Below are 14,289 nucleotides of genomic sequence, written 5' to 3'. Positions count from 1 at the left end.
CCAGAACGGATCATATAATCAAAAGCAGACAGAGACGCTTTTGCACCTTCACCCGTTGCAATGATAATTTGCTTGTAAGGAACAGTGGTACAGTCACCCGCAGCAAACACACCCTTCACATTGGTTTCGTTGCGCTCGTTAATGATGATCTCACCACGATTGCTTAACTCAACCTTCGAGTCTTTTAAGAAATCCGTGTTTGGCAACAAACCAATTTGAACGAAGATCCCGGCAAGCTCTACAGTGTGTTCAACATCTGTGGTACGGTCTTTGTATTTCAATGCTGTCACTTGTTTGCCATCACCGACCACTTCTGTTGATAAGGCATTTTTGATCACAGTAGTGTTTGGTAAGCTGTTTAACTTGTCTTGAAGCACTTGATCCGCACGTAGCTTGGTATCAAACTCAACCAAGGTCACATGCTCCACAATACCTGCAAGGTCAATTGCCGCTTCTACACCAGAGTTGCCCCCACCAATCACCGCAACACGTTTACCTTTGAACAATGGACCATCACAGTGTGGGCAGTACGCTACACCACGAGTACGGTATTCAGCTTCACCCGGTACATTCATCTCTCTCCAACGCGCACCTGTAGACAGGATCACGGTTTTCGATTCAAGTTTTGCACCATTTTCTAAAGTCACTTCAACATTGCCGTACGTGGTTTGATCTGCACCCACAATCGATTTCACTCGTTGTAAGTTCATAATGTCCACACCGTACTCACGGACGTGTGCTTCCATTTCAGCAGCAAACTTCGGACCTTGGGTTTTTTGAACTGACGTGAAGTTCTCAATGTCCATGGTATCCATGACCTGACCGCCCATGCGCTCAGCCACGATCCCAGTACGAATACCTTTACGCGCCGCATAGATGGCTGCGGTATTGCCCGCAGGACCACCACCAATGACGAGTACATCGAAGGCGTCTTTGGCATTTAACTTCTCAGCATCTTTGGTAGCAGAGTTCGTATCTAACTTGGCAATGATTTCTTCCAAAGTCATACGCCCTTGACCGATGTGTGCGCCATCTTGGAACAACATTGGAACGGCCATGATTTTGCGTTCTTCGACTTCGTCTTGGAAGAAAGCACCATCAATCATGGTTGCTGTTGTACCTGGGTTATTGATCGCGATTAAGTTCAAGGCTTGAACCACGTCAGGACAGTTATGGCAGCTGAGTGATACAAACACATCAAAGTTTGATTTAATGCCTAAGTCTTTAATTTGAGCCAACACTTCATCAGAAACTTTTGGGGCATAACCAGACACTTGTAGCAATGCCAAGATCAAAGAGGTGAATTCATGACCCATTGGAAGACCTGCAAAGAATACACGTGGCTCTTCACCTGCTTTTGCAATCCCAAAACTTGGTGCACGGCTGTTTTTACCGTCGAAACGTGCAGTGACTTGATCAGACAATGCTGCGACCTCTTCAACCAGTTCTTTAATTTGGTTGGATTTATCTGTGCCATTTAAGGTTGCCACGATTTCAATTGGGCTTTCAAGGCGTTCAAGAAGTGTTTTGAGTTGTGCTGAAGTATTTTGATCTAACATTGCTAACGTCTCCAAAGGAGTAAATGTTTATTTGATAAATGAATCATAGCCAAATCTTATAAATAGGTAAAACAGTTTGTTTTTATACAAACAATCGGTTTTTTGGATAAAATTCCTAATTATAAATTTCCCGATGAGCACAATCAAATGGATATTGAACGCTTCAATGAGGCTAAGTATAGGAAAATTCAAGTGATAATGGGATGAAATAGAATAAAAAAGATCAGGAAATTCTTTAAAAAAGATAAAACTGTTAAATTCTTATAAAATAAAAGGGCAATGTTATACTTTAAGCTACATCATTGAGTGGGGTTGCATAACATGACTTTAAAAAAGGGAATATACCAACATTATAAGGGTCAACTTTATCAAGTGATGAATGTGGCAACACATAGTGAAACACAAGAAAAATTGGTGGTATATCAATGCCTATATGGAGATTATTCAATTTGGGTGAGACCGTTGAACATGTTCACTGAAACAATTACCACGCCAGATGATCGTGAAGTCGAACGTTTTAAGTTGATTCAAGAAGTGATCTAATATCTGTTATAAAACGAATAAAAATAAGGCAAAAATATGAGTTTAAACGATTATTTCATAGCTAAAATGCAAGACATTTATGCTGAGTTTAGTGCTTACGATGCTGTTCAAAGTGACCGTATTCAGCGTTACCGAAATATTGAGCCAGACTCAGCCTCGTTTCTTGCACTGCAAATTAGGATACAACGCTCAAAATTTGTCCTTGAAATAGGAACATCTACAGGCTATTCCACTTTATGGCTTGCATATGCAGCTAAAAGCACTCAAGGTCATGTTGACACAGTCGAAGTAGATCTGAGTCGAATTGAAATAGCTCAAAAGAATGCTCATGCATTGAGATTACAAGACTGTATAGCATTTCATCATAAAGATGCATTGGATTTTTTAAAGTCATCACATCAGTCTTATGATTTTATTTTGTTGGATGCTGAACGTAGCGAATATGTTCAATATTGGCCATACCTATCGAATATGTTGAATCGAAAGGGCCCTGTTTTAGTGGTGGATAATGTGATTTCACATGCACAAGATGTGACAGAATTGATCAATATAATTGATCAGGATCGGCGCTTTATGTACCAAACGATTCCCATTGGTGCGGGATTACTCTTTGTAACCGCTATTTAATAAAAAATCAGAGAAATTTCTCTGATTTTTTTGAATCATTAAGGCTAAAGATTCTAAGAATCTAGCTTTCATATGAATATGTTAACACTGTAATGTGACGCGTGAAAAATGAAGATCGTACTCTAGATATTTATGCACAAAAGCAGTTTTATCACTACAACGCAGTAAGTTGTCATAAACGAATTGAGGGACGGGGTGATAGAGCTCACCTGAGCCATTATTATAAAAAATTTTTAAGTAGCGTGAAGTTGAATTGTATTTCCAAGTCGTTACGGTAAGGGTTGTTCCCATAGCATCTCCTTGAATCAGATTGTTATTTTCAAATGAAAGCTCGGAAGTATTTTTCTGTAATTTTTCATCTGAATATTATGTATAACAGATTTTTTAACCATTCATCATCAGATTTTAAGATTTAATTGTCTGAATTGTAGAAGAATAATTGATTAGTATTGAGAGAGTGGACAATGAAGCGTTGAACGTTAATTTTGGATTAATGATTTGCGTATAAAAGCTCAAGTTCAGGATCATTTCACTTTATTAGCGCATATAAAAAACCACGCGAATCGCGTGGTTTTTTGAATCAGTTTGATCTAATTAAAAATTAGATTTTACCAACTAAGTCGATTGAAGGAGCAAGAGTCGCTTCGCCTTCTTTCCATTTCGCAGGGCAAACTTCACCTGGGTGAGCATGTACATACTGAGCTGCTTTAACTTTACGAAGAAGTTCAGAAGCATCACGACCGATACCACCAGCATTGATTTCAACGATTTGGATTTTACCTTCTGGATCGATAACGAAAGTACCACGGTCAGCAAGACCAGCAGCTTCGATTAGAACTTCGAAGTTTTTAGAAAGAGTCCAAGTTGGATCGCCGATGAGTGGGTATTGGATTTTACCAATTACTTCAGAAGTATCGTGCCAAGCTTTGTGAGTGAAGTGTGTGTCAGTAGAAACACCGTAGATTTCCACGCCTAATTTTTGGAATTCAGCATAGTTGTCAGCAAGGTCGCCAAGTTCAGTTGGGCAAACAAAAGTGAAGTCAGCTGGGTAGAAGAACACTACAGACCATTTGCCTTTAAGATCAGCTTCAGTAACGTCAACGAATTGACCGTTGTGGTAAGCAGTCGCTGCGAATGGTTTTACTTCAGTATTAATTAAGCTCATCATTGTCTCCATGATTGAGGTTTGTATTTAATTTCCAATAGAGTATCGAAACTTTTGTTATTGCTGAAACAGTATTTTTACATTACAAAAATCGGAAAAACCGAATTTGAGAAATTTACGTCAACTATTTCAAGAAATCATTCCTTTATATTCATTTAGCATCTTAAATATGAACGCTGAATGACAAAAGATCATTTTCCATCTAACGATTTTAAAATGAAGCCAGTGGTGATGAATTTCAAGTCAATGATTCATAAATAGTTATAAAAATATATTAATAGCTTAAAATTTATTCAGATAAGATGGTTGATTAATCATTTAAAACTTCAATCATGCTTGTTAAGCAAACGATTAGGTTTATCGCTGTTTTATGCTGACTGCTTTCTTCTCTAAGAATCATGCGTCAGTGACGTTCGTGCAGGTTGATATGAATATATTGGAAAAAATACCATTACATATTATCAGCAGCTACAGGGAGGACGCTTTTGAAGGTAAGTGAAAGATCCTGAAATGCTTGGTTGTTGTGCATTTTCAACAATGCTCTTTTTTTGCCTTTATTATTCGCTTAGTATCGCGGATGATATTTTTTAATTTGTCTCTCATTGTCGCTTGTTCAATTTATTGTTTTGTCTATGATTTAGTGGGGGATATGCTTGAAATTTTCTTCGTCAATGTAGAGTATTGCGGAAACTATTGGGTACTTGTAGGGTTACTTATACGGGCTATAGGACAATGTGTGTTTTGGATATCGAATCTGATTTTTATATTTCATAAAACTAAAGATTAAAATATACCGTTACCCTGTAAATTTCATGCAATTTGGACAAACTTAATTTCCTTTAACTTTATCTATTGGACGATAGCGCTTAGAATATCAGGTTCTGTTTTGTGTTGAAGGTTATGCGTCTGTGTCGAGTCATTTAAATGTAGATCAACTTGTGATGGCGAGAGACCGTCACCGTTTAAATCGGCTGAAAAAGGGAAAAGATGCAGACGAAAAACAGTATCTAGAACTATTTGAGAAATCAAATACCAAGGTTCGTCAACGACTCAGTCGTCTTCCTAATATCAAACTCAATCAAGACCTTCCAGTCACGCAGTATGCATCAAAGCTCGTTGAAGCGATTCAAAAGCATCAAGTGATCATTGTCGCAGGTGAAACGGGATCAGGTAAAACTACACAGCTCCCTCAAATTGCCATGATGGCAGGTCGTGGACTCACAGGTTTAATTGGTCATACACAACCTCGTCGATTAGCTGCACGCACTGTGTCACAACGTATCGCTGAAGAAGTCGGTGAGAAACTGGGTGAATCGATTTCCTTTAAAGTACGTTTTAATGAGCAAGGGTCACAGGACTCAATCGTTCGTTTGATGACTGATGGGATTTTGCTTGCTGAGTTGGCTCATGATCGATTTTTAACCAAATACGATACGATCATTATTGATGAAGCACATGAACGCTCACTCAATATTGACTTTATCATGGGCTATCTCAAACAACTTCTACATAAACGTCGTGATTTAAAAGTGATCATTACTTCAGCGACTTTAGATGTAAATCGTTTTAGTGGTTACTTCTTTGATGCTCCTGTATTTGAAGTTGAAGGCCGCAGTTTTCCAGTAGAGTTACGTTATCGTCCGATCTCAGAAATGAGTGTCGGTGGCAGTGATGATGATGAGTTTGATGATTTTGAAGAAAATCTGCCTCGTGCTGTGGTGACCGCGGTAGAGGAATGCTTTAAAGATGCTCAAGAAAAAGGGCATCCTGAACATGCAGATATCCTCGTTTTTGCAAGTACTGAACAAGAGATTCTTGAGTTACAAGAAACCTTGCAAAAGTTTGGGCCAAAGCACACAGAAATTTTGCCTTTATATGCCCGTTTAGCGATTGCAGAGCAACAAAAAATCTTCAATCCGGGGGGGAGTGGTCGTCGAATCATTATCGCGACTAACGTTGCCGAGACCGCTCTTACTGTTCCGAATATCCGTTATGTGATTGATAGCGGTTTTGCACGTATTTCACGTTATAACTATCGTTCACGTGTCCAACGACTTCCGATTGAAGCGATTTCACAAGCAGCGGCAAACCAACGTAAAGGGCGTTGTGGTCGTATTGCCCCGGGTGTTTGTATTCGACTGTACTCTGAAGATGACTTTTTAGGTCGCCCAGAGTTTACAGAACCTGAAATTAAGCGTACCAACTTAGCGTCTGTGATTTTACAGATGCAGAGCTTAGGTCTGGGTTCATTGGAAGATTTTGATTTTATTGAACCACCAGATCATCGTTTGGTGAATGATGGACGCAAGCTTCTCGTTGAACTTGGAGCGATGACTGAAAAAAAATTTAATGCTCCGAAACCCAACTTAGAAAATGATTCGGCAATTATAAAGTCTAAAGAATCTAAAGCACCTTTAAACAATAAAAAACCTCAATCAGAAAGCGCAGATAAACTGACTAAAATCGGTCAACAAATGGCAAAAATGCCGATTGACCCACGACTTGCACGCATGATTTTAGGTGGTGCACATTTTGGTGTACTCAATGAAGTACTGATTATTGTCGCTGCATTGGCTGTGCAAGATCCGCGTGAGCGTCCTGCCGACAAGCAAATGCAGGCAGATCAAAAACATGCATTATTCCGTGAAGCTGATTCTGATTTCTTGTTTTACATCAAACTCTGGGAAACACTCGTTGCCAATCGCGACATGAGCGAAAACAAGCGTCGAACCTTTGCAAAAAATCATTTTTTGAGCTGGTTACGCTTGCGTGAATGGAAAAAAACTCATGAACAATTGGTGGATTTGGCAAAAGGCTTAAAGCTGTCTTTTAATGAGAAAAAAGCGGATTATGAAAATCTGCATCGAGCATTATTGACAGGCTTATTGTCCTTTATTGCCAACAAAACAGATGAAAGAAATGTGTTTATGGCTGTTCGTCAGCAAAAAGCACGTATTTTCCCAGCATCATCTCTACATAAAACCAATACACCTTGGGTGATGGCATTTGAGATGGTTGAAACCTCTCAAGTGTATCTTCGAACACTGGCAAAAATTGAACCTGAGTGGATTTTACTGGCAGCTGGTGATTTACTCAAACATCACTATTTCGAGCCACACTGGTCGAAGAAAGCAGGTGTGGTCAATGCTTATGATCAAATTTCTTTATTTGGATTAATCATTGAGCCTAAGCGTTTAATGAATTATGAAAAAGTAGATCAGTCAGCAGCGCACGAGATTTTCCTGCGTGATGGTTTAACCACAGGTAATCTCGGGATTACACCACCATTTTTAAAGCATAATTTACTGAAGCTTGAAGAAGTTGCACGTGTAGAAGATAAATTGCGTCGACGTGATTTGGTGGTAGATGAGGAAACCATTTATCAATTCTACGCCTCAAAAGTACCTGAAGAGGTGGCTAGCCGTCGTAGCTTTGAAGATTGGCGTGCAACCGTAGAACCGAAAGATCCACGTTATTTATTCGTAGATGACGATGCGTTATGGATGAATGATCGTCCGACCACGCAACAATTTCCAGATTATCTGAGAAATGGTGAACTTCGTTTGGCAGCAAGTTACCGTTTTGATCCGAGTCATGATGAAGATGGTGCGACAGTTAAAATTCCAGTACAAGCTTTAGCGCAAGTCGATGAAAATATTTGGTCATGGGGAATTCCGGGTTGGCGTCAGGAATTGATAGAAGCATTGCTCAAAGCGCTGCCTAAAGATAAACGACGTAATTTAGTGCCGATCCCAGATACTGCACGTAAGCTGATGGCTAAAATTGATGCCGTGCATTTGAACCAACATATTTTTAGCTATTTAGGCTTTCAACTCCGTGGCGAACAGATTTCGGAAAAAGACTTTTCTTTTGATCGGGTAGAAGAGTATTTACTACCACTGATTAAAGTGATTGATGAAAAAGGGCGAGTGATTGAGAAGGGACGTGACTTAGCTGAACTTAAAGCGCGTTGTCGCTCTGAAACGCATAGCCCAGTGAAACAACTGAAAGGTGAATTTAAAACTTTCCCAGAATCATTTGTATTCGAAGCCAGTCAAAAAGTCACAGGTGTGGTGGTTAAACAGTATCAAGCATTAGTCCCAACGAAACCATTCGACCAGCTTGAAAGCAAGGATGAATCGGGCATTGTGATTCAAACTTTTAATGATCAAAATGAAGCCATTAAGCAACACAGAGAAGGTGTCATTTGTTTGATTCATATGCAACTAGGAGATTTAACTCGCCAGTTGAAGAAACAAATTTCTAAGCCATTGGCTTTGGCATATTCACCACTCGGTGACAAAGCAAAGTTGGAACAGATGTTAGTCTATGCAACCTTGCAGATGTCAGTTCAACAGCTGCCTATCAATGAAGCGGAATACCATCATCTGCTTGTGAAAGTTAAAAAAGAGTTTTTAACGCATGGGCAAGATGCACTGAGACATATGAGCGAAATTTATATTCAATGGCAGGATGTTCGTCGTCGCTTAATGGTGCTGGATCAATCCGTATTTGCTAAAAATATGGATGATATCGAAGATCAGTTAGATTTAATGAATCTCGCCGATTTTGTCTATAGCAAGCCAGTTGACGTTTGGGTTGAATATCCACGTTTCCTAAAGGCATTGATTATGCGCTTGGAGCGATTACCGCATAATTTGTCAAGAGATGATGCTGCCATTCAACAGGTTGATCCTTGGATGGATAAATTATTTAAGTATAAAAATGATGCACGACTGCAAGAACTGTATTTTATGGTTGAAGAATTACGTATTTCTTTGTTTTCTCAACCGATGAAGACCAAGATGCCTATTTCACCAACAAGACTACAAAAATTGTGGGAACGTCTGGGAATCAGTTAAGATAGCGTTAATTTGAAATTTTAGTGAATTTAAAGAAGGAGTTTTACATGGGCATTCGTATTACTGGTACTGGCTTGTATCATCCGGAAAATGTCATTACCAACGAAGAGTTAGTCGAAGGTTTAAATGCTTATGTGGAACTGTACAATGCAGAAAATGCGGAAAAAATCGCAGCAGGCGAAGTAGAAGCTCGCCGTGGTTCAAGTGCAGAATTTATCGAAAAAGCATCAGGTGTTAAACGCCGTTATGTTTCAGAAAAGTCAGGTATTTTAGATCCTAAACGTTTACGTCCAATTTTACGTGAACGTGCAGATGATGAAATCTCACTTCAAGCTGAATGGGGTGTGATTGCGGCTAAACAAGCGATGGAAAATGCTGGCGTAACGGCTGAAGATATCGATGTCGTAATTCTATCTTGTTCAAATTTACAACGTGCTTATCCAGCTGTCGCGATTGAAATTCAAACGGCACTGGGTATCCAAGGCTATGCTTATGATATGAACGTGGCATGTTCAGCTGCCACTTTCGGTATCAAACAAGCGTATGATGCAATCAAAGCGGGCGCTCGCCGTGTGTTATTGGTGAACGTAGAAATTACGTCTGCGCATACCGACTTCCGTTCGCGCGATTGTCATTTTATCTTTGGTGATGTTGCAACTGCATCGATTATTGAAGAAACAGAAACAAAATCTGGTTTTGAAGTGTTAGATATTAATCTCTTTACTCAATTCTCGAATAACATTCGTAATAACTTTGGTTTCCTGAATCCAAGTGAAACAACCAATGCCGATGACAAGCGCTTCCGCCAAGATGGTCGTAAAGTGTTTAAAGAAGTATGCCCATTGGTTGCGAAGATGATTACCAAGCAATTGCAAAAAAATGAAATCGAGCCTGCAAATGTGAAACGCTTTTGGTTACATCAAGCAAATGCGTCAATGAATGAACTGATTTTAAAATTGGTGGTGGGTAAAGAAGTTGCAGAATCAGATCCAGCACTCGTACCTATTATTTTGGATGAATTTGCCAATACCTCATCTGCGGGCGTGATCATTGCTTTACATCGTACGGCTGATCAAGTGAATGACGGTGAATATGGTGTGCTTTGTTCGTTCGGTGCAGGGTACTCTGTCGGTTCTGTATTGGTTCAAAAGCATGTTGCTTAAAAGCTGGACTCAACTCTAGTTCAATGATGAAAACTCCTATAAGAGAGTAAAGTATGAAAAATGAAGCGTTGTACATTCAGCATAATTCGAAACTGATTCGATTAGGAAGTTTGTTACAACGCTTTTATTTTAAACCGACATTTCTAGGTACTGAAAATATTCAAGCCTCTAAACCTGCAATGTATGTGGGAAATCATACGATTTATGGAGTTATGGATTCACCCGTTCTCATAGATTATCTATTCACTGAGCATAAAATTGCCATTGTGAGTCTTGGTGATCATCTCCATTTTAAATTACCTGTATGGCGTAAATTGGTTGAAGGAATGGGAGCTGTGGAAGGATTAAGAGAGAATGCACGTCAAGCGATGAGTCAGGGTTACTCGATTCTGGTTTTCCCTGGTGGAGGACGTGAAGTCGTTAAGCGTAAAGGCGAAGAGTATCAACTGATTTGGAAAGAGCGCTACGGATTTTTAGAACTTGCCCAAGAGTATGGTTATGATATTGCACCTTTTGTTGCATTGGGTGGGGATGATGTATTTGATCTTGCTTATGATGCAAATAGTTTATTAGACCAAAAATGGTTTCAAAAAGTATTAAGCGTACCTACTTTAGGGAAGTTTTTAAGACAGGGTGACGTGATTCCTTCTATACCTCGAAATATTATTCCGAGAAGAATACCTTTTTATTTTAAGTTTTTACCTCGATTGTCCACATCCAGTTTAAGCTCTAAAACAGAACTTCAAGATTTTAGACATAATTTACAGCAACAAATTTATAGTGGTATAGAGGATTTAAAGCACATGAGGGCTTCTGAGCAAGCTGATCATGAATGCTAATTTAAATAAGACCAAATGATATAATTCACATGAAAAATTAATTTAATATTTTATTTAAGTGGTTGTAATTTTTTAATTTATTAAAAAAAATTAAAAAAACTAGTTTTTATTATTTAAAATTAATGTATATTAATAATACAAGATAAAGTTTAGTAAGCCCAAAGAATGTACTCCTCTTTGGGCTTTTTTTTAATTTATGCCTTGTTCATCTGCTCAGGATATTCAACGATCGATCCTTTATCGTAACTTGCGAACCGCTCTTGCTCACGTTTGAAGACGGGCGCAGGGCTTGGCCAAGGCCATTCGCCAAAATGCGTTTGGCGGTAACGTGTAAAAGCAACATTGAGTTCTTCATCCGAGTTCAATACAAATGGACCTCGCATGGCAACAGGTGCCTTGATTGGTTCACCCTCTAACCACAAGATATGCGCGGGCTGATCTGTATTTTTCAAATGAATAGCTTGGTCAGGTTTTAATTCAACTAAATGTTTAAAGGGGATGGACTCACCTTCAATCAATAATTCAGGGCCTTGATAAAAATAAGCAAATCGTGTTGAGCTGGCTGTGGTCGCTGGAATGTTTAATTCAGCATGTGGATCCAGTTTGATCATATAGATATTGACTTTATTTTCTGGTGAAGCTGCCCATGAATGTAGTGGACGAGCGATTGCATCTTGACCTAAGAACTGCCCCGATACGACGCGTACATCAGATTTAAAGCCATTCATGTCAGTTTGGATGACATGCGGAATTTGTTCACGCCACATCATTTTATAATCTGCATTTTGTTTTTTCTCATCTGGTGATGAGTTAAACCAAATTTGAAACAATTCAAATGGATTTTCTTGATCTTGATGAACAAGGGGGAACATTTCACAATGTTCTACCCCATTACCTGTACTTAGCCATTGCACATCACCTTCAGCATAGCGACCACTATTACCTAGCGAATCAAAGTGATCGACATAGCCACTTTCGACCAATGTAATGGTCTCAAAGCCAGTGTGAGGATGTTCAGGGAAACCTGGAACAACGTCTCCATAATACATTTGATAGGGTTTTTCAGGTGTCGAAGGTCGTGTAGGACCGAGTTGATCATTCCCTTCTGGAAAGTGATCAATATGATGCGCCGTAAATAAAAAAGGATCTTTAAGATTTAAGCGGAATTCAATGGGTTCTATTTTATAAATGGCTGGATTTGTCATATCGGGCTCCAATCTTGTTTAGATTTTCAAATTTATTGTTGAACTTCTCTAAATGGATTGAAGCATATTATTTGGAAACTTGCTGTATAGGCTTATGAAAAACACTGTTGCATATTTGATGGTATAAATTGCTATGGATTAATTAGAAGTAAAAAAATTAATAAACAATAAGTTAGGTGTTTTGTCATTTTCACTAGCAAACTAAAGGTTGAAAGAAAATAGCATTATATTTATGTGGACGACTCTAAGGTTCAAAAAAGCGTTTTGCATAAGGCATTTTATTTTGTACATTCAAATTTAAGTATTCAAACAATCATAAAGCAGAGGGAATGATGTCATTAAAAGGAAAAACCATATTTATAACAGGCGCGAGCCGTGGAATTGGTCGAGAAATTGCATTGAAGGCAGCAAAAGATGGTGCAAATATTGTGGTTGCAGCAAAAACGACCACAGAACATCCAAAGTTGGGCGGTACCATATTTTCTGTTGCGAAAGAGATTGAAGAAGTGGGGGGTCAGGCTTTCGCCATTCAGCTGGATGTAAGAGATCAAGCCGCTGTTGCTGATGCAATGAAGCAGGCTGCAGAGCGTTTTGGTGGCATTGACATTTTGATTAATAATGCAGGGGCGATCAATCTCAATGGAGTAGAGAGTCTCGATCCAAATCGATTTGATTTGATGTATCAAGTCAATACGCGTGCAGTGATGGTGTGTAGTCAAGCCGCATTGCCTTATTTAAAGAAAAGTCAAAATCCGCATATTATTAGCCTGTCACCACCTCTAAATATGAAACAAGAATGGTTTGCTGTGCATTCTCCATACACGATTACCAAGTACGGAATGAGTATGCTGACGGTTGGGATGAACCAAGAATTCAGTCATTATGGGATTAGTGTAAATGCTCTGTGGCCAAGGACTATTATTGCAACCGCGGCGATTGAGTTTTCTTTAGGCGGTCGTGAATTATTTACCAAAGCACGAACACCTGCAATTATGGCAGATGCTGCTTATCAAATTATGATCAGTGAGAAGCGCAGTTTGACTGGTCGTTTACTCGTTGATGAAGAAATTTTAAGAGAAAGAGGTGTTGCTGATTTTGATCAATACCGTGTTGAGCCATCCAATGATGAATTAATGGTAGATTTATTCATCGATCCTTAATACATCATCATAAAAATAAGTCCGCATATGCGGACTTATTTGATTTATGTTTGTTAGATGTTTGAAAATCTAAGATTAGTTTTTAGCACTAAAAGTCGGGCTAACTTTTTGGCTTTCAATGGCTAAAATATGATCTTGCAACATTTCTTTACGCTGTACACTTTGAGGGTGGCTTGCAAGTAAAGTCGGCGTTTTATTGTCTATATTACGAGATTTGAGTTTCGCTTCAAACTTTTCCCAGAAAGATAAGGATGCATCTGCTTCATAACCCGCACGTACCATCAAATCCAAACCAATTAAATCTGCTTCATGCTCAAGTTGGCGACTATGTGGCATATATACACCAAAGTTTCCACTCACTCCACCCGTTAAGCCTAAGGCATAACCAGCGCCCATTGTTGAACCTAATAAAGCAACATTTGTCGCTGTATAGAGCGATGCTTTTTCACGACTATGCCCACGCAGAATATGTGCCATTTCATGTGCAATCAAAGTCGCGAGTTCATCATCGTTTAAATCTTCAAACATATATACAGAGGTGTTGATAATAATTTGACCACTTGGAAATGAATGCGCATTGAGTTTGCTACTTAAATTAGCATTGATTTTCCAATTGATTGGTTTTTTTCGATTTTCAACATATTGATTTGCATGTGGAATTAAGCGAGACAAGATATTATTTAAACGTTCATCCACGATATACAATGATTTATCTTTGGCTTTTTTCTCAAATTTTTTGAAATTACGATCTGCCATTTTATTCCATGCACCTTCAGGAATAATCATTAACTGTTTGCGTTCAGCGCCTAAAGTTCCGACAGAGGTTGTACTAACACATCCTGTAAATGCCAAAGATAATGTGGTTAATACACCAAGAGTTAAAGACTTCATGAACACACCTTTTGGATCGATAGTTAATGACATTTGAGAATCGGTAATTAATATAAGATATGATTAACTTGTATGATTATTGTCCAGTGTTTATTTAATTTAAACAAACTTTATTTTTATAATAAATTTGATGTGTTTTATATCTGTGTCGATAAGTGTGATTAACTTCTCGATTGTTGTATTATTTTAATTTATAGTTGATGAGGTATAATAATGCTTCTCGTTTTTATTATAACTACATGAATAATAATATTAATTTATAATTTTATTTTGAT

At 38.5% G+C, this 14,289-nt stretch carries 11 protein-coding genes; 6 read left to right on the top strand and 5 right to left on the bottom strand.

The window, feature by feature from the left end; translation table 11 throughout:
• The coding region (ahpF, locus tag AC5YCE_RS14905) for an alkyl hydroperoxide reductase subunit F (RefSeq protein ID WP_496172398.1) at positions 1–1,559 on the bottom strand (1,559 nt) is incomplete at its 3' end.
• 321 nt (positions 1,560–1,880) lie between these two features.
• On the opposite strand from ahpF, the gene AC5YCE_RS14900 reads away from it, so the two are divergent.
• Positions 1,881–2,102 carry a DUF1653 domain-containing protein gene (locus AC5YCE_RS14900; RefSeq protein WP_496126484.1) on the top strand — a complete coding sequence of 74 codons (222 nt, stop codon included), beginning with the start codon at positions 1,881–1,883 and terminating at the stop codon, positions 2,100–2,102.
• Between the two features lie 36 nt (positions 2,103–2,138).
• On the top strand, positions 2,139–2,729 hold the full coding sequence (locus tag AC5YCE_RS14895) for an O-methyltransferase (protein ID WP_496172557.1): 591 nt from the start codon (positions 2,139–2,141) through the stop codon (positions 2,727–2,729).
• Between the two features lie 81 nt (positions 2,730–2,810).
• Here the strand turns inward: AC5YCE_RS14895 and AC5YCE_RS14890 are convergent, their stop codons facing one another.
• Positions 2,811–3,020, bottom strand: coding sequence for a KTSC domain-containing protein (locus AC5YCE_RS14890; RefSeq protein ID WP_496126486.1), 210 nt, complete (start codon positions 3,018–3,020; stop codon positions 2,811–2,813).
• A gap of 310 nt (positions 3,021–3,330) precedes the next feature.
• Positions 3,331–3,894, bottom strand: a complete 564-nt coding sequence (gene ahpC / locus AC5YCE_RS14885) for an alkyl hydroperoxide reductase subunit C (protein WP_496126487.1) — start codon at positions 3,892–3,894, stop codon at positions 3,331–3,333.
• A 941-nt stretch (positions 3,895–4,835) separates the two neighbouring features.
• Between ahpC and AC5YCE_RS14880 the strand changes: the two genes are divergently transcribed.
• Genes AC5YCE_RS14880 through AC5YCE_RS14870 form a run of 3 tightly spaced genes read left to right on the top strand, consistent with a single transcriptional unit; the run spans position 4,836 to position 10,758 of the window.
• Positions 4,836–8,756, top strand: coding sequence for a DUF3418 domain-containing protein (locus tag AC5YCE_RS14880; RefSeq protein WP_496172558.1), 3,921 nt, complete (start codon positions 4,836–4,838; stop codon positions 8,754–8,756).
• A gap of 47 nt (positions 8,757–8,803) precedes the next feature.
• On the top strand, positions 8,804–9,919 hold the full coding sequence (locus AC5YCE_RS14875) for a beta-ketoacyl-ACP synthase III (RefSeq protein ID WP_496172556.1): 1,116 nt from the start codon (positions 8,804–8,806) through the stop codon (positions 9,917–9,919).
• A gap of 53 nt (positions 9,920–9,972) precedes the next feature.
• Positions 9,973–10,758, top strand: coding sequence for a lysophospholipid acyltransferase family protein (locus tag AC5YCE_RS14870; protein WP_496172555.1), 786 nt, complete (start codon positions 9,973–9,975; stop codon positions 10,756–10,758).
• 194 nt (positions 10,759–10,952) lie between these two features.
• Here the strand turns inward: AC5YCE_RS14870 and AC5YCE_RS14865 are convergent, their stop codons facing one another.
• A complete protein-coding gene (locus AC5YCE_RS14865) occupies positions 10,953–11,963 on the bottom strand; it encodes a pirin family protein (RefSeq protein WP_496172554.1) in 1,011 nt (336 codons plus the stop codon).
• 329 nt (positions 11,964–12,292) lie between these two features.
• Between AC5YCE_RS14865 and AC5YCE_RS14860 the strand changes: the two genes are divergently transcribed.
• On the top strand, positions 12,293–13,123 hold the full coding sequence (locus AC5YCE_RS14860; protein WP_496172553.1) for an SDR family oxidoreductase: 831 nt from the start codon (positions 12,293–12,295) through the stop codon (positions 13,121–13,123).
• 75 nt (positions 13,124–13,198) lie between these two features.
• Here AC5YCE_RS14860 and AC5YCE_RS14855 read toward each other — a convergent pair whose 3' ends face one another.
• The gene (locus tag AC5YCE_RS14855; protein WP_496172552.1) at positions 13,199–14,014 is read right to left on the bottom strand and encodes a M48 family metallopeptidase; all 816 of its coding nucleotides are present in this window, start codon (positions 14,012–14,014) and stop codon (positions 13,199–13,201) included.
• Positions 14,015–14,289: the final 275 nt, after the last annotated feature.

This window comes from Acinetobacter sp. CY79 (genome assembly GCF_059515845.1).
The sequence above is the reverse complement of the archived record's forward strand: the minus strand, read 5'-3'. Positions and strand labels throughout refer to the sequence as shown.